14 protein-coding genes are annotated in these 18336 nt (G+C 40.2%); 4 read left to right on the top strand and 10 right to left on the bottom strand.

Going from position 1 to position 18336, the window contains the following annotated elements:
- Window positions 1–164 precede the first annotated feature (164 nt).
- From AAW12_RS16505 to folP, 4 genes are read left to right on the top strand one after another with little or no spacing between them, the layout of a single operon-like run.
- Window positions 165–983, top strand: coding sequence for a 2,3,4,5-tetrahydropyridine-2,6-dicarboxylate N-succinyltransferase (locus tag AAW12_RS16505; protein WP_046674756.1), 819 nt, complete (start codon window positions 165–167; stop codon window positions 981–983).
- Between the two features lie 24 nt (window positions 984–1007).
- Entirely contained in the window at window positions 1008–1586 is a 579-nt protein-coding gene (locus tag AAW12_RS16500; RefSeq protein WP_046674755.1) for an L-threonylcarbamoyladenylate synthase, read from the top strand.
- Window position 1587: 1 nt separating this feature from the next.
- The gene (locus AAW12_RS16495) at window positions 1588–2067 is read left to right on the top strand and encodes a DUF4920 domain-containing protein (RefSeq protein WP_046674754.1); all 480 of its coding nucleotides are present in this window, start codon (window positions 1588–1590) and stop codon (window positions 2065–2067) included.
- Between the two features lie 32 nt (window positions 2068–2099).
- Complete coding sequence (folP, locus tag AAW12_RS16490; RefSeq protein ID WP_046674753.1) at window positions 2100–2942, top strand: dihydropteroate synthase; 843 nt, start codon at window positions 2100–2102, stop codon at window positions 2940–2942.
- Window positions 2943–2949: 7 nt separating this feature from the next.
- On the opposite strand, the gene AAW12_RS16485 is transcribed toward folP, so the two are convergent.
- The 10 genes from AAW12_RS16485 to AAW12_RS16440 all read right to left on the bottom strand — a co-directional run bounded on the left by AAW12_RS16485 (window position 2950) and on the right by AAW12_RS16440 (window position 18186).
- A complete protein-coding gene (locus tag AAW12_RS16485) occupies window positions 2950–3972 on the bottom strand; it encodes a cytochrome-c peroxidase (protein ID WP_046674963.1) in 1023 nt (340 codons plus the stop codon).
- A 143-nt stretch (window positions 3973–4115) separates the two neighbouring features.
- The gene (locus tag AAW12_RS16480; protein WP_046674752.1) at window positions 4116–4964 is read right to left on the bottom strand and encodes an MbnP family protein; all 849 of its coding nucleotides are present in this window, start codon (window positions 4962–4964) and stop codon (window positions 4116–4118) included.
- Between the two features lie 23 nt (window positions 4965–4987).
- On the bottom strand, window positions 4988–6976 hold the full coding sequence (locus tag AAW12_RS16475; protein WP_046674751.1) for a TonB-dependent receptor plug domain-containing protein: 1989 nt from the start codon (window positions 6974–6976) through the stop codon (window positions 4988–4990).
- A gap of 5 nt (window positions 6977–6981) precedes the next feature.
- Window positions 6982–7887 carry a hypothetical protein gene (locus tag AAW12_RS16470; protein ID WP_046674750.1) on the bottom strand — a complete coding sequence of 302 codons (906 nt, stop codon included), beginning with the start codon at window positions 7885–7887 and terminating at the stop codon, window positions 6982–6984.
- Between the two features lie 384 nt (window positions 7888–8271).
- Window positions 8272–8649, bottom strand: a complete 378-nt coding sequence (locus AAW12_RS16465) for a hypothetical protein (RefSeq protein WP_075990767.1) — start codon at window positions 8647–8649, stop codon at window positions 8272–8274.
- Between the two features lie 197 nt (window positions 8650–8846).
- Window positions 8847–10187, bottom strand: coding sequence for a DUF5125 domain-containing protein (locus AAW12_RS16460; protein ID WP_046674748.1), 1341 nt, complete (start codon window positions 10185–10187; stop codon window positions 8847–8849).
- Window positions 10188–10244: 57 nt separating this feature from the next.
- Entirely contained in the window at window positions 10245–11717 is a 1473-nt protein-coding gene (locus AAW12_RS16455; protein ID WP_084823223.1) for a glycoside hydrolase family 30 protein, read from the bottom strand.
- 77 nt (window positions 11718–11794) lie between these two features.
- Complete coding sequence (locus AAW12_RS16450) at window positions 11795–13312, bottom strand: RagB/SusD family nutrient uptake outer membrane protein (protein WP_046674747.1); 1518 nt, start codon at window positions 13310–13312, stop codon at window positions 11795–11797.
- Between the two features lie 11 nt (window positions 13313–13323).
- Window positions 13324–16302 (bottom strand): SusC/RagA family TonB-linked outer membrane protein, encoded by a 2979-nt coding sequence (locus tag AAW12_RS16445; protein ID WP_046674746.1) that lies wholly within the window; start codon window positions 16300–16302, stop codon window positions 13324–13326.
- A 255-nt stretch (window positions 16303–16557) separates the two neighbouring features.
- Window positions 16558–18186 carry a DUF6377 domain-containing protein gene (locus tag AAW12_RS16440; RefSeq protein ID WP_053003766.1) on the bottom strand — a complete coding sequence of 543 codons (1629 nt, stop codon included), beginning with the start codon at window positions 18184–18186 and terminating at the stop codon, window positions 16558–16560.
- Between the last annotated feature and the right edge of the window lie 150 nt (window positions 18187–18336).

Below are 18336 nucleotides of genomic sequence, written 5' to 3'. Positions count from 1 at the left end.
ATTATATTCAGAAACTATCGGGGTTCCTTCCAGATAAATTAACATATTTCCGTTATAAATATATGCTTAAAGCACAAGGGACCATGGATAAAGTTGCTTTTAACTGCAACTTTATCTAAGTTTGTACATCAAAATAAACTAATTCAAATAAGCAAACAAATAATATGGTAGAGCCACTTAAAAAATTGATTGAGGAAGCTTGGGAAGATAGACAATTATTGGAGTATAAAGAATATACAGAGGCGATCCGCGCTGTTATCATGAAGTTAGATAGCGGTGAAATCCGTGTGGCTGAAATGATCGGTACAAGATGGCATGTCAACGATTGGATAAAAAAAGCGGTCATCTTATATTTTCCGATCAATGAAATGCGTGAAATGACTGCTGGTCCTTTTGTGTTTCATGATAAAATGAAATTAAAAACAGACTACAAGCACACTGGAGTACGTGTTGTACCAGGGGCTTCTGCTCGTTTAGGGGCCTATTTGGCTAAAGGCGTAATTATGATGCCTTCTTACGTTAACATCGGTGCTTATGTAGACGAAGGAACCATGGTGGATACTTGGGCAACTGTTGGCTCTTGTGCGCAAATTGGGAAACATGTACACTTAAGTGGCGGCGTCGGAATTGGAGGTGTATTGGAGCCGGTACAAGCAGCTCCAGTTATTATTGAGGATAACGTTTTTATCGGTTCAAGAGCGATTGTAGTAGAAGGTATTCGTGTAGAAAAAGAAGCTGTATTAGGTGCTAATGTTGTATTGACAGCCTCAACAAAAATTATCGACGTTACGGGACCTGAACCTGTAGAATATAAAGGTTATGTACCTGCCCGCTCTGTTGTTATTCCGGGTTCTTACACCAAGAAATTTGCGGCAGGGGAATATCAAGTTCCTTGCGCCTTGATCATTGGTCAACGTAAAGAGTCTACAGACAAAAAGACTTCATTAAATGATGCACTACGTGATCATAATGTAGCTGTATAAAGTTAAAATTAGTATAAAGATAAGATGAGTGCATTCGTAGATCGTGAGGATTTGAATAAGGCCTTGGAGACGTTAAAAAACGGCGGATTAATTCTATACCCCACCGACACCATTTGGGGGATAGGCTGTGATGCCACCAATCCAGAAGCCGTGGAGAAAGTTTTCCAACTAAAAGGAAGAGATAAATCCAAAAGTCTGATCGTCCTTTTACACAACGACAATCAATTAGCGAGTTATGTCAATGAAATCCCGGATGTGGCTTATCAACTTATTGAATATACAGAAAAACCCTTGACAATTGTCTATTCGAATGCCAAAAATCTTGCGCCCAATGCAATTGCTGAGGACGGTTCAATTGGCATTCGAATTGTCAAACACCCTTTTTGTGAACAGCTTTTACAACGGTTTCGCAAACCGATCATTTCAACTTCGGCAAATATCAGTGGTGAACCAACGGCGAAAGATTTCGACGAAATATCGGATGTCATCAAAGATGGGGTAGACTATATCGTCGCTTACGAAAGAGATGTTGCAACAGATGGCAAATCATCTACTGTCATGAAGCTGGACCCTAGTGGTAAATTTGAATTTATTAGAAAATAGCATGAAAAAGATCGTTTTATTTTTTGCATTAGCCTTTGCTGTTACCAATATATCTTTGGCACAGCAAAAGGATATTCCCGCCGCCAAACCTGGTGTAAAATATGGGAAAGAAATCTCTGCGTCCAATGCGATTTCAGTAGCAAAGCTTGAAAAAGAACTTACGCAAAAGAACGCATTCAACGGAAAAGTAGCCGGTAAGGTCGTTGAGGTATGTAAGAAAAAAGGCTGTTTCATGACGTTGCAACGGGAAGGTGAAGAGCCTATTACCGTTCGTTTTAAAGACTATGGTTTCTTCATGCCAGCAGACATTGTCGGTAAAACGGTTGTTGTCGAGGGTATTGCGAAGAAAAAAGAAGTTTCTGTCGCATCGTTACAACATGCGGCAAAGGATCTGGGTAAATCACAGGCTGAAATAGACCAGATTACACAACCTAAAAAAGATATTAGCATTATTGCCGAAGGTGTTTTAGTTGTCAAATAAGACGCTATTACACCACGCCTAGCTTTGTTCCGATGAAAAGATTCCACACTTCACCCTGCCATTCCATATTGGTCGATGGTACCTTGATGAGCTTCGAAAAGCCCATTATTATGGGGATACTCAATGTGACTCCGGATTCTTTTTATGATGGCGGGGACAATACAACTGTCGAACTTGCAATAGCCAAAGCAAAGAAACTATTATTTGAAGGCGCTCAAATCCTTGATATTGGCGCCTATTCCTCACGTCCAGGTGCTCCATTGATTTCATCACAGGAGGAAATGGATCGAGCTCTTCCTGCTATTCGGGCGATTAAAACTGCATTTCCTGACGCAATTTTATCAATAGATACCTTTAGGGCAGACGTTGCCGCTGCGGCAATCGATGCGGGAGTGCACATCATAAATGATGTTTCGGGAGGTACACTCGACGATAACATGTTCGCCACGGTAGCAAAATATCAAGTTCCGTATATTCTCATGCATATGCGCGGTATTCCCGAAAATATGCAGGAAAAAACCGATTACAACGATATTGTAACTGACGTCGCCACCTTTTTAGGTGACCGCATTGCCACGCTAAAAAGTATGGGGGTAAAAGACATTATTCTTGATCCGGGATTTGGTTTTGCAAAGACAGTGGAACAAAACTATGAGTTACTCTATCGTGTCAATGAACTTCATTACTTTGAATTACCAATTTTGGGCGGAATATCCCGTAAATCCATGATTTATAAAAAAATCGGAATCACCGCCCAGGAAGCTTTAAACGGCACCACTGCTTTAAATACGCTACTTCTCGAAAGAGGTGTACAAATTCTCCGCGTACATGATGTAAAGGAAGCGAAGCAATTGGTTGATCTCTTCTATTCGTAAATCAGCATTATTTGCCTACAAATTTCGGATCACTTAATGTTTTAATAAAAGCGATGATAGCTTCCTTTTCTTCTTCTGTCATAGGAATTCTTTTGCCATTTTCTTTCAGAATCGGATCAAGGTTAGCTGCATCCAAAACACCCTTGTCGAAATAATCCAGCACAGATTTCAACGTTGGAAACTGCCCAAAACTTCCATAGGGCGCTGTGTATTCGGCATTTCGTAAAGACGGTACCCGAAAAGCCATATAATCTGTTTCGATACCTGTGATACGTGCTCGCCCAGCCTCATCTGGATGTTTGTTTAAAGGAAACCCGACATTTCTAAAACTCTGATCGGTAAATAATTCTGATGCATGGCAGCTTTCACATTTCAATTTAAACAGCTGATACCCCCGTTCTTCCTCAATAGTGAATTGCTCCCCTTCACCTCGTTTTACCTTGTCATATTTACTGTCGGCTGAAATTAGGGTATACTCATATTGTCCAATGCTTTTATAAATTCGTTCAGGTGTAATATTCTCATCGCCAAAAGCCTTCTTGAACAATACTTTGTAGTCAAAATCCCCATTAATTTTACCGATAACCTCCAAGATAGAAGAGTTCATCTCTTCATGCGTGATAATTGGAACTAAAGGTTGCTTTTCCAGTTCGAGTATATTGCCATCCCAATTATAAAATTTCATAAAAGCCAAATTCTGCAAAGGCGGCGTATTCCGAAATCCAACACGATCATCTATCCCTACCGCCTGCATTTTTCCATCGGAAAAAGCCAATGCGGGGTTATGGCAACTGGCACATGATATCGTATTGTTTCCACTGAATCTTTTCTCATGAAACAGCTTTTCCCCCAATTCAACACCATATTTTGTTGGCTTATTGCTCTTAAACGCATTATTTAGACTCGGAAAATCCGCAGGAATGTTGAAAGTGACTATAGGGTTATCTTCCAGCTTAGAATCAACAATATCATCCCTACTACAGGATAAAGCAATCACTATAATGGTCAGGATTAAGATGACTTTTTTCATCCTATTAATTTTATCAAGGGTTGATGAATATTCAAAATGTACACAATAGTCTGATGCAGAAAGCATCCGTTCGCTTTTATGCCTAATGTGTTTTCCATAAATGGCTACAATCGCATTCCAGATCATAGCCATTTACATCATATTTAGTTAGAAACACCTTCAACAGTGAACATCCCTGCTGTATCGCTGCTACCGTTACCGCCAAGATTATCAACAAACTTCACCATTTCCACTGCCGAATGAATACTAGGTGTAGCATTGTTGGCCCCCAATGTGATGGTATTCGTTTTACCGCTTAGGAGTTTATCGAAATCCGCCCTGATGTTAATCTGTGGTATACTTTTTCCAACAGTAACCAGGGAAGGTAAATTCAAGGTAATGTCCCGGTAAGCATCTACGCCCTGTTTATAGGTGGACTCATCACCGTTTGTACCGTTGACCGTACTCCCTGTGTGAATAGACAACTCTTTATGATCAACACCATAAAAGCCCTCCAATTTCGTAAATCGGTAACCTGTCCCCCATTCCCAATGCATTTTAGTATCATTTGCTCCTGCTGTTGCATAGAACACGGGAAATCTCAGTTGATCCAGAGTATTTATTTCCTGTTTTACCCCCAAACCGAATTTGATCTGTTTATACTCGCCAACAGGTATATTAGTCAGTACATAATTTAACGTTGCTGCTTTCGCCTGATCAATTACTGTAGCCCCTTTATCCAGGTCATTTACATTATAAGGGATCTCAGACCCATCGGCTTTAATAAGTCTGATATTGCTAATTACATACTTTAGCTCAGAAAACTGATACAGTTGTCCGCTGGCGGATGTATTTGTCGTAGCAGCTGGGGAATCTGCACTACCCAGCACAATTGTTGTATTTTTAAATGTATTGTTGAAATGTAAGTTAACACTGTGAGCGACGTCTTCACTTTTGCTACAAGAAACCATAACCAAAGAGATCATCAGGAGTTTAATTGCATTGTTTTTCATTTTATTTTTAAGTTTTAAGGTATTTAAAAATTGATTTTTAAGGATGTAAAAATATTCCTACCCATGCGTGGTATATTTCCCCAATCCGCATAGGTACTATAGTATTCATTGAAAAGGTTCTCCGCACCGACCTGAAACGCGGCATTTAATTTCCCAATATTGAAGTTATAATCTGCCGAGACATTCCAAATCTTATAGGATGCAGTTTGGTCCTCTCCATATTCAGGACTAAAATTGACTTGACTAAAGTCCCCGTTCATTGAAGTCTGCACGCCGATCATTTTGTATCGGTAATGCAGTGATGTTTGATAACTTAAGGGACGTATAAAAGGTAGATTTCCGCCCATATTGTCTTGCCCTCTGGCATAGGTAAGTACAGCTTTCCAATCTAGACCTGGCAAAATTTGATATTGCGCATTGAGTGCCAGATTAAACAGCGTCGCATGATCTAAAGAGGTATAGCCTTTTACGCCTACCGATTGATAGTTCATGGGGCTACCCAAACTCAAAATCCGGCCAATAATGTAGTCTTGTATAAAGAAATAATTGGCCTTGGCCCCAATGCTTAGCTTTCCAGTCTTAAATCCGGCACTGGCATTGGCTTCATAAGAAACTTCATTTTTTAAATCTGGATTTCCGATATAGTCATAACGATCGAAACTGTTATAGATGTAGTAACCATACGCTTCCGAAACAGAAGGAGCACGATGCCCAAACCCTGTTCCTAGAGAAAAGTCAAACTGACCAATATTTAACTGATAGCTAGCATGTAGGCTCGGCAGAATTCTATTTTTCTTCTGTGGAGAACCCGGATGGAAGATCCAGTTGAATTCAACATATTTCGAATAGTTATAGTTCAAACCCAATGAACCCCCAAAGACAAGTCTACTGATATCAGAAAGATCTAACGAGTTATTAATGGCTACACTCGCGAATCGTGTGGTCACCCATGGCCAGCTATAGGCAAACATGGTCTGTTTGGATCGATCCTGCGGGTACATGCGCATCTCAGCTATCGATAGATTATCGTAAGCATTTACCTGTATTTCCGAAGAATAGCGGTCTTTCTGCAGATTAATTTTAGATAAAAGACCGTAGGTCGTACTCCAGCCTGGCATATCCATATGGACCAAATTCTCCGGACGGGTTGTATCATCCATATAGTGCTCAACAGCATTAAAATAAACTTTAGTGTCCCATACTTTTACCAAGCCCTCTTCAAACAACTGTTTGTATGTCGCGGAAGTGATGATCGCTCTGGATAAGGATAGGTCCATTGGTAAAGCTGGAAATCCCACATCTTTTGCCCGATCAAAAATAGCATCCACCCTAACGGCAGAGAGCGGACTTGTTTTATAGGCCAAGCCCAAAGACGCATTGAATTTATTATATTGCGAATGCCGTACTTCATCGTCATTTCCATCATAATAATTTCCAGCCTTCCGGAAGGCAATACTTCCATCTGCCACAAATTTGTCGCTTGAGTAATATAAATTTCCAAGATTGAACGTCTGCTTATTATTGAATTCAAAACCTGTCTGATAGGCTCCGCCAATTTTTTTCTGCAGCCCAAACGAGGTATTCCTTCTTTTTAGATCTATACTGCCCGCGACCGTAGCGCCATGCAGATTACCCTCCTGCCCCGATTTAATATCGATGGCAGCAAGATTATTACTTTCTACATAAGAGGTTATCGGATCCATTTTATCCGTACATGCACCAAAGACATGCATCCCGTCGATCGTAATTGTCGAACGCTCGCTACTCATATTATTGAGTAGGGGTTCCCAAGCGTAAGCACCACGTTTGATGAAGCTGATATTACTTGCAGAAGCCAAATATTCATCCACGGAGACTGTCATCTTTAGATCGTTTTCGATCCTCTTTTTGGCAGCGGCATTGACTGTAACCTCCGCTAGACGTCTCGTGGTATCGCGCGTAATAGGATTGTTTTGTCCGTGTACGTTCCATCCCAAAGACAACATAAAGAGCATAACACTTATTTTCTTCATAGCCTCTAAAATAGAATGTCGATGTATAACTCACTTTTACGCCCTTCTACCCCCGGAGTGAAATCCTTCGGCACCTCAGTCCCTGCTATTGCCCTTCCATTTTGGTTGACCAAAATAAAATTCAGCGTCCAGTTGCCTGTCATGGTGTAATTGACAACACCTTGGTACAATCCGTTGGCCTGTTGGACCAAGTCCTTATTATTGGGGGAAGAATGGTTGCCCATCGAAGGTTCTGGCATACGCGGATCTAACTGCAAGGTGTATCCGTTGACTATTGTATAAGCCAATTGCGCAGTGTCTAATTTATAAATGCCTGCGACCAGTTTATTTTCAGCAACATTTGGTTTCCAAGGAGCAATCAAGGCGATTAAATAGTGTTCGCCATCTTTCCCGGTAAAGGTGGTTATATTACGATTTTTATTGGTCTGCGGCATTACAGTTACATGCTGTGCAGCAGAGAAAGTCTGATCGCCAATTTTAAAATCGATTTCCAAACTCCAGTTTGCTGCTGCAGAACTTTCATCTGTAAACACACTGTAACCCGAAAAGTAGCTCCCATCCAACGTATGGTCCATTACGGACTGGTTTGGACAAACAATTTTCAGTCCTTGCATATTGGTTTGGATGGGCAGCAATTTGACTGCGGAAACGGCTACAGGTTCATTATTTTGCTGCTTATTGATTTTCACGCGGATATCATTATAACCGCGGTACAATACCCCACCCGGAGCTTCAATACGAATATTGTAACCGGAAGAAATAAGGCTTGTAACCTCTTTAAACTCCATATTCTCTTCAACGGTATTTCCCCTTTCGGCCTCATAGTCTGTTTTCGCCTTGGTACAGGCGACTACAAAAAAACCTATAATAGCGATATAAAAACCCGCTTTTTTTATAAATAAATCTCTCATCTATAATATTTCATGTATAAGGAAGCGATCCGATTTACTTCGTGAACTCGCAAGCTCGGTTTAAATAAATCATGCTGGTATCCTATATGACAAATGGATATATTTTTCTATCGAAATGAAATCATCCTGTTGATTTTAAGTAGATTACTAACCACGATCAACATTATAATGATTCAGAGCCACATCGCAATGTAGTCCAAATAACCATAATGGTTTCATTGAAATAAATACTGAATAAGTAGTTTAATCGGAAGATTGACTACTTTGACAAGAGATCGCTAAAGGCATTTTCACGACGCAATTATAAAGCGATGCTAGCCCTAGCTTACACTGTAAACCATCATCAGCGATCGATTACTTATTCAAATAAATTACTAGCTGGATTTAAACCAAAGGGGGGTGAAATATTGTAAAGATGGGATTATAGGAATAATCTTCTTTATATACTGGAAGCAGGCGCTCCACAGTGTCTTCATAAAGAGCCGTGTTTTTAAACGTAAAATCTTGCGTATTATTTATAAAAACAACATCAATAATACGTAATTCAAGATTTTTTTGTTCCTTTTCCTCATGCTCGCGCATTTTCTTCATCAAAATACACTGGCCTCGACAGGCAAGCGCATTATCGTTAAAGCGATTAATACATTCGTAACGTGCGATATAATCTCGATTCAACTCGAAGACTGTCCATAGCCATACCGTTGAGAAGCTCTGCAGGAGCATCAAGGGTAATAGAATCCATATAAACAGTCTGATTTTCATTCCAATATTTTATTCTCAATAGCAGCTTACATCAGGAAGATTGCTCTTTATCTTGTAAACTGACCAAATCAAGCACATGATGACTCGTCTCGAGTTTGGGCAAATATAACAAATGAAAGTTGGAATAAACAACTTCCATTCGAAAGAAAAAGTCCCAGATAGCAAACTACCTGGGACTTGGAAAAAATCAATCTTTATTATTTTGTCGCAATCGTCAAGACAGCTTTCTTATTACCTGCAGTTAAATCCAATGTAAAAACATAGGTTTTACCGGTCTCTAACACGTTACCGGTTTTGATGCCAAGATTGCCTGAGTCGCGTCCATTCTTTCCATCTCCCACAAAAACGATATCACTTGTCGTTGTCAGGTCTGTGCCACCAAATTCACCGCCCCACCCCTTTTGATGGAAAAATTTGAAATTGATGTTATCGGAAATTATAGACTCCCCAGCCTTAACAGTTACCTGGTATTTCTTGTTGCCTAGCGGCACCAAACAAAGCGCTTTATCTGTATTCCAGCCCACTTGATTACTGGATACCTTAGGCTTTCCGATTCCTTCACCAATAATCCAAACCGCACCACTTCCGTCATCTTGTAATTTTGCTAAATCATTACCTGTCATCGCTTCAACCACAAAATATTTTAAGGTAAAGTCTGCAGTAACGCGATACTTACCGTTCATTCCGTTGAAAGCGATTGATCCGTCAGGAGCTTGTGTAAAATAGTCCGGATCAATCCACCAATTCTTCAGATCTTCTATTCCGTCAAGAATTACCTTCTCGCCTTTTACCATATTCAACTCTGCCTTAAAGTGCTCATCATCAAGGCGACTGAATACCGTTCCATTAATGGCATAAGCAATAATAAACGGTGAAGCCTGATAAGTTGAGGTATTAAATGCGATGCTATAGATTCCAGAAGTTGAATTTGAAAATGGGATTTCAGCCGTAGAGCCGAGGTTTATAACATTATTGACCCAACCAAAATTCATCAGATTGCCTTGTGCGCCCACTTTTGGTGCTTGAATATAGCCCTTTACCGAAAATGGAAAATTCTCTTTTGCCGCATATTGATTAGGCCCTACCTTTTCCATACGATACGATTTAGATGCTGTGACTAAAGTTAAATATGGAAAGTCGGGTCTGCTCAGGTTAATATCAAAAGATTGTTCCGTTATTTTTTGGCTAATATTCTGTAAGACAAACTTAAGGGTTGCTTTTCCATCGGGAATATCTTTCAGGAACGGAACATAAATCTTTCCAGCATAGTCTCCATTTTGTTTGGTACGGATGACGGTTTCTGTTACCTTGTCGTCTGTAAAATACAATTGTGCTTTAACAGTTGACAGCGCAACTTCACTGTCCGACACGTGTACCTGAAATTCGAGACTATCCCCAAAATTTGCGGCTGAAATAGGTGATTTCAATTCGATTTTAGGATCCCCTATTTGATAGGTATATTTTTCATCCTTTTTACAGGAACTGACTGCGGCAATTGCAGCAGTTCCCAATAGTATATTGATGAGATATCTTTTCATTTGTTCATAATTTATGCGCTATCCATGTGATAGCGCTTAGGGTTTATCATCCTCCAGTTAATAGGTCCAGCGGTAAGAAACAACCGACTTAGCTGGCACATCATAGCTAAAATGATGTTTACCATCTGCCAACGTAATTTTACGACTATCGCCCGATTCGTTTAACAGAACAACAGCGTAGGTTCCGTCTGTATTTTGAAATGCTGTATAAACCAATCCTTCCGCTGTATATCCAGAAGCGCCAATCCGTGTAGCCCCTGATTTGACCACCGAGGAAAGATGACCAACAATATAATAGTGCGAATTACGTGTTATATTCTTATAATTTGCCTTACTAATATCCACGGCTCCATAACATGTCTGACAGCCTCCCTCGCGATTCGGTCCTTTGTCGGTATCTAGCATCAGATTCCATACAATGACCCCCTTACTCCAATTGTTTACGGTACCGAGGGCCACTTCACGCATATCCTCCATCAAACGTTTTTCGAGATTCCGACCATCATTCCATTCCCCAATGGATGTTTCTGTAAATACCAGTTCCTTATCCGGGCGTTGATTATGAATATCAATTAACTCCGCTTTATCCCCACCATAGTTATGGTATGCCGCTCCGGCGAAGAATGAAGCCGCTCCGGCATCGTTATAGATCTTTACAGGGTAATCAGCCTGATCAGCAATGTTATCATAGTTATAATTATGATCAAATGCATAGATCTTTGTTGATAAGTTAGCCGCTTTTAACTGTGGGCCTAGCGCTTGTTTGACAAAAGCTTGTTGCTCTTGCCATGACATATAAAGCGAAGCGGAATTTTTTCTGTTCAATGGTTCATTTTGAACAGTAATCGAATAAATATTAATGCCTTCTTTCTTCATTGCCTGGATCCATTGAACGAAATACCAACCATAGTCCTGATAATACTTTGGATTTAACTGGCCACTGGTCCACGAATCAAAGGGCTTTAAATCAGTGAGATTGTTCACTTTCATCCATTTCGGTGGCGTCCATGGGGAGCCCATGATCTTTATGGATGGATTGATGGCAAGTATTTCTTTCAACACTGGAACGATATATTGCGTTTCTTCCGACTGTAGTCCAAAATTTTCCTTTCCTTCCTTGTCCCAGCAGGTGTATTCACTCAAAGAGAAGTCGGAACATCCAATAGCAATACGGATGTAATTCATTCCCATTCCATCTTTATCTGAGAAAGTCTCCGTAAGAAATTTTGTTCGATCTTCCTTACTCATCTTCATCAGATTATAACAGGTAGAGCCTGTAACTGCTGCACCGAAGCCGTCCATTGTCTGAAATTTCTTAGCTGGATCTAACGTAATTGTATTGGGCGACATATTAAATTTGGAACTGAAATCAACAAAGCGTTTTCCAAAATCCAAAGACCGACTGCCTGTCGTCGTATAAATGGTAACATCACCACTTTTTTTAATTTCATCACCTTGTGAAGGTATATAGCTGTCACGGTTACAAGATGTTGCCGTCACTAGACAGGACAACAAGAATGTATATATCATAGTTTTTTTATTATTGCGTTTCATCTGTTAATAAATTTTCGCCATCCATCAAATGAGAATTTCCATTGTTAAATCAGTTAATACCCCGGATTCTGAACTAGATTAGGATTCTGATCAATTTTTGGTTGCGGAATCGGTAAACGGTAAGAGTTCTTCGTGAAGGGATACACCTGTGCCTTTCTTCCAGCATCTTTTGCATAAACAGCATTCATGACAGATTCCACCTTGTCTAAGCGCACGAGATCAAACCAGCGTTGTCCTTCGAAGGCCAATTCAAGACGACGTTCTTTCAAATAAGCGTCTAATAGAGCTTCCTTATTTGAACGTACGGCAGCGGATATTTTAGGCAATTTAGCCCTTGCGCGAATTTTGTCAATAATGTCTGCCGCACCGGATAAATCTGTTCCCTGCTGGATTAAAGCTTCTGCTTTTAACAACAAAAGATCTGCGTAACGAAGCTTAACAATGCTATTAAATGCAGATCGCAGTTTAAACATAAAAGGGTAATGATTGGAAGGATAATAATTACTCCAGGTTGTGGAATAATAGACGATAGATTGTCCCAAACGGATCTGGTCCCCTTCATTCGTATACGCTTGAATCAAGTCCCGAGATGGGGTTATCCATTTGGCCCATGTGAAGTTATTATCATAATTGGACAAATCCCTTCCAAACATCCAAGTCGCCCAATTACCTCCACCCGAAGTAAACTGTGCTTCCAAAATCGATTCTTTCGTATTCCGCTGTGCAAGATCTGTGTTGCTTGCATTCATTGCATATAGATCTGAGTAATTGGTATTCAGATCAAATCCATCCGCAGTCAATGCGTCAACATATTGGATAACTTTAGCGTAATCGCGAATTGGTTTTTCGGCATAGATCTTTGCCAGCATCGCTCGTGCGACGGATTTGGTAAATAAAGTCTTATTCCCATTATTGTTGGCTGGTGCATCAGCCAATCCGTCCATCAAGTCTTTTTCGATCTGCTTATAGGCTTCTTCTTCTGTGGCTTGTTTTGGAAAATATTGCGGATAAACTTCATTGACATTGTCACCAGTAATATCGGGTGCAATTGTGGTAATGACAGGGATAGATCCGAATATACGGACCATATCAAACATCGCCAATGCTCTGAATAGTTTAGCTTGTGCCTTATACGTTCTAATATCCGTATCGCTCAACGATTTATCAGCAACACTATCAACGTAAATGATCAATCGATTTGCACGTCCAACATCTTCCAGATATCTTCCCCAATCCCGGTCAACAACCGAATTAGACCCTTCAATAGAATTATTTTCGAAAGGTACGACTTCAGCTCCCGTCGTTCCCGCATAGGAATTATCGGCATGGGAATCTCCGATTAGGAGCAGATCGAGATACCAATGTTCCTGCCGATCTTTCATTTGCTGATAAATCCCCGCCAAATAGGTCTCAACCTCAGCTCTATTCTTAAAAACAATCTGCGTTCCTGTCTCGGTCTTCCCTTGACTCACATCCGAATAATCTGAAAGTGGATCACGGTTCAAAGAGCAAGAAAATAAAAACAAAGAGCCGGTTAGCAAAGAAAGAGCATTACTTATATATTTTTTCATGATACAGACAATTAAAACTCAATATTAAGACCTAAAACAAATGAACGATTCTGTGGATAGGTACCCCAATCTATACCTTGGATTCTGGAATCGGATCCGCCCGAATATTGGTTTACTTCCGGATCCATACCTGAATACTTAGTCAAGGTAAACAGATTGCTTACAGATAGATAAGGCTGAATTTTATGGATACCAATACGCTTCAGTCTCTCCGGAGAAATGGAATAGCCCAAGGACACATTTTTCATCCGCAAATAACTACCATCTTCAACAAAATAGGTTGAATTCTTCATGTCAAACCCAGCTTTAGGAACATGTGTAATCTGTCCCGGTACCCGCCAACGATCCAATACAACGGTCGTTTGATTTCGACCATCATACATCCCTTCTGTTTCCATACGGCTGGCATTGAAGATGTCGTTTCCATAAGTTCCCTGAATGAATATGCTTAGATCGAAATTTTTCCAAGAGAAACTATTTGTCATACCATACACAAACTTTGGCAGGGGATTGCCGATATACGTACGGTCGCTTGACGAGATCTTTCCATCTCCGTTCAGGTCGCGATACATGAGCTCACCGGTTTCAGGGTTTACGCCATCTGAAATATAACCGAAGAATCCTGCAAGCGATCTTCCGGGCTCATTTTTCACCACAAAATCATTGACATAATCGTTCGTTTTGACATCATAATACACCTGTTGTAAGTCGAGCTGCTGAAGCTTATTTCTGTTGAAAGAGATATTAAAATCTGTATTCCAAGTCAAGTTACCGGTCAGATTTTTCGAATTTACCGCAAATTCAAAACCGTGATTGTTCAATCTTCCACCATTTCTTTGGATTGTATTTGCTTGTTGTCCTGCGGGCAGACTTGCGTTCATTAGAAGATTCTTCGTGTCTTTGTTATAATAATCTGCACTGATCGTCAATCTATTGCTTAACATAGTGATATCAAAACCGATACTGGTTGTACTTGTCGTTTCCCAAGTCAAATCTTTCGCTCTTAAGATTGTTGGTTTATTGATATTTGGCAATGAATTGTCTTTTCCCTCAACAAACCACTGTTGGCGTTGGATACCGCTCAATTGCAGGTAAGCATAATCGCCTAATCCGTATTGATTACCTGTCTGTCCCCATCCTCCGCGGATTTTAAAGTCGTTTATCCAGGTTACATCTTTCATAAAGTCTTCAGCAGAGATTCTCCATGCAGCCGACACCGATGGAAAATACCCCCAGCGGCGCTCTGGACTCAGCTTCGAAGAACCGTCTGTACGCATATTTGCTGTCAATAAATACTTGCCATCATAATTGTACATTGTGCGTGCGAAATAGGACATAATCCCCCAGTTGGATGCTGTAGATCCTGTTCCATCCCAAGAGATCTTATTTGCAGCATTCAGTGTTTCAATTATTCCATTAGCATAATGTGAACCATAGATGTAATTTCTGGAGTACTTCGAGTCCGTCCATGACGAACCGCCCATTAACTCCAAATTATGCTTTCCGAAGGTCTTCGTGTATGTCAAGAAATTGTCCCACGTCAATACGGTATTTGTATTACGAATATCTGAAGCCTCTCCGAATTGATTTCTTCCCCAAGCCGTCGTCCAGGGGTCCAAAAAGGTGGTCATCACACCGGATCTTCGATCTAATGAAAACGAAGTTTTCCATGTTAGGTTAGGCATAAAGGAGACCAATGCACTTCCTGTGGCAACAAGACGGTTTTCGCGGTTATTGTTATTCCTTGTCCGGGCTAAGTTTTCCAAAGGACTGGTAATGTTGTTGATCCCATAAAAATTATTATAGAATCGATCCGGATTCGTCGGATCCCAGACAGGTGCATAGGTCGGTGTTGTAATCACGGATGTGACTACCCCCCCGCGATTTGAGCCTAAGCCCGAAGTAATTCCATTATCATTGTTATCCGAATAATTGATATTTGCATTTACCTTCAGCCATTTTCGGACTTGATTATCAATATTAGCACGAAAATTATATCGCCTGAAGAAAGATCCCTGTAATGTTCCTTTTTCGTTCAGATAACCACCGCCCAAATAATAACGAAGCTTTTCATTACCATCCGATATGGATAACTGATGGTTTTGTTGTATACCTGTTTTATAGGTCTCTTTAAACCAGTCGGTCTTATCCAACAATCCTTCTGGCAGATTTACCAGACCGATTTCGTCCTGTAAATCTTTGTATTGGCTGGTGTTTAAAACTTTAACGGTATTATTGACAACATTGGCTGTCCACTGTGTTCCAAGTGTAATTTTTGCCTCCCCGGCCTTTCCTGATTTTGTCGTAACCAAGATGACACCATTCGAACCCCGAGAGCCGTAGATTGCTGCCGATGACGCATCTTTTAGAATTTGAATATCCGTGATATCATTGGGAGACAAGAACTTAATATCTTCCACAGGAACTCCATCAACAACATACAAAGGAGTGGTATTACTATTAAAAGACGTTATCCCCCGAATTTGAATCTGAGGTGCTGCACCTGGCTGACCACTCGGCTGAATAACAGTGACCCCGGCAGCTTTACCTTGAATGGCTTGGCCAAAATTAGTAACGGGTCTCTTTTCAAGGTCTTTGGTGGAAACAGAAGAGATTGCAGTTGTAACATCTTTTCTTTTCACGCTACCATAACCGATTACAATGACATCTTCCAGCAAATTGGTTGAAGAATTTAATTGGACAGTCATGGTACTGTTGGCAGGTAGTTCTTTACTGTCGTAGCCAACAAAGGTAAATTGGAGTATACTGCCGGTGCTAGCTGAAATTTCAAAGCGCCCATCTCCATTACTCGAGACTGCATTATTACTTCCTTTTTGTGTAATGGTTACTCCTGAAAGTGGTTTCTGATCTTGGGCATCCAAGATACGTCCACTGACTTGAACTCGGTCTTGGGCAAAAACCAAATTCACCAAAGTAAACAAGAAAGCTAGCCCCATTGAAAAGGCAACTTTTCGTGTAAAGTAAATCATATGAAATAAAAAAATTGGTTATTGTTTCATCTTTTGGTTATTCCAAAATGGCAATGAGTTTCCCCTGCTGCATTGCTCAAAACAAAACTAAGATCACCTTGATGGAGAAAAAAGGGCGAGTACTTAAAAAGTACCAGCCAAAAAACACAAACTACTAAAAATAAGTATGATACAAAAAACAAATAGCGTTAAAAAGTACCTAAATGAGCGAAGGAAATCGGATTATCAAATGGTTTTTGCGTATTAAAGGAGCGTCTACGCCCGGTCAATCACCGCAATCTGACAAACGGCAGCTTCAAAGGCATCACGATTTCCCGCAGCCTTATTACGTACTTTTGTTCTGTAATTATACACTGTTCGAAGCGAATACCTGAGGAAACTTGCGATCTTTACCGAATCGTCGATGCCTAGCCGAATTAATGCGAAGATTCGAAGTTCGGTATTTAACAGTTCTGTTTTCTTGGGATAGATTTTCTCCTCCTCCTGAAGCAGCGCATTAAATTCATCAACAAAGGTTGGGTAAAGATTTAAAAAGATACGATCAAAATTAACATAAAGCTGCTGCACCTCTCTTTCTTCCATTTGCGTTGACTTTAACTGTTCCCGCAAGGCATCCCATTGCTGATTCGTCGCTTTTTTCAATAGTGCTTTTCTGATATCTTCCATTTTATCGATATAACTCGAGCACATATCAAAAAATTGCGCAATATATTCTTCTTTAATATGATTTGATTCAGATAATTTAAGGTTAGTCTGGTTTATTTCGTCATTCAATGATCGAAGTTGTCGGTTTGTAGCCGATAATTCTGATCGAATCCTTCTCAAATGTTGCACCTGTCTATATATAATAACCAGTCCAATGATTACACCAATCAATAAAATACTGACGATAATGACCAAGCCAACCAATTGCCTATTTTGGCTACTGATTTTCTGCTGATAGGCTGCATTGATGATGGGGTAAGAAGATGTACCTTCGATAATTCGATACCGCACTTTACATAACATCGCATCGTCTATGGCTTTTTCAATAAACTGAAAAGCACGATCAAAATCCTGTTGGTCGTAAAACGTTAGCGCTAGATCATGGAAAGATGCGTTGTCCCGATTAGCCATTTCAATATCTGCACTGGCCGATATGGAAAGATAGTAAATTTGACTTTTCGTATCTTTTTCATATTTATAAATGAGTCCCATAAAATAGGCGAGCAGCGCGCGCTGCTCCGTGTCTTTTTTGTTCTCATTCCAGAGGGCCAACAATTGCTTTTTAGCTTCGTCACGATTACCATTAAAAAGTGTTTTTATAGCAATGGTAGTACGGTACTCCAAGGAAGACTTCGGTAGTACCATTAACAAAGAATCCCGATACTTTTCACTTGCCTGGTAATATTCTGATCGATTATTGCTCTGACCGTAATGGCTATAAAAGGAACTGTAGGTATCGTAATATTTTGCCAGTAGATTCCTACCAAGGTGAGCCGGCTCGACCTGCTTCAACAGTTGTGCAGCTTCTATATACCGTCCGATGGTGGAATACACCCATGCCAAATCGAGATGAATCACTGTCTTTAAGGAGTCGTTATGCGGCGGAGCGAGCTTTTGACACAGTAAAATATAAGTGAGCGCTGCGTCAGAATCAAACTTCTTATAATTTTCAAAGATTTCGTAGTTCTTCTTCAAAAACTGAATGGGGTTACTTTCTAATGCTTTTGCCTCAAGTTTTAATTTCTCCAATTTATCTTCACGGTTTTTGATGTAAATTTTCTGGTTTTCCATCAAATATTCCAGTCGTTGCAAGACCCGGGCACTATCGGAAGGCACTTGCGCAGATAGGTAAAGACTAAAATGAGCGAAAAGAATAAATAGAAAAAAGCGCTGCAACATAATAAACTCGGTTCAACATCGTGTAGACTAAACTACATAAAAATAACAACAAAAAAGAGGATGTCTCACGACGGCCTCTTCCCCTGACCCAGTTGAGGGGTCCAAGAATTAACAAGTTAATTCTTTATCGCATGAAAAATAGTTTTCTTT

This window comes from Sphingobacterium sp. Ag1 (assembly GCF_000988325.1).
Taxonomy (GTDB): domain Bacteria; phylum Bacteroidota; class Bacteroidia; order Sphingobacteriales; family Sphingobacteriaceae; genus Sphingobacterium.
This window is presented reverse-complemented; position numbering and strand designations above follow the sequence as displayed.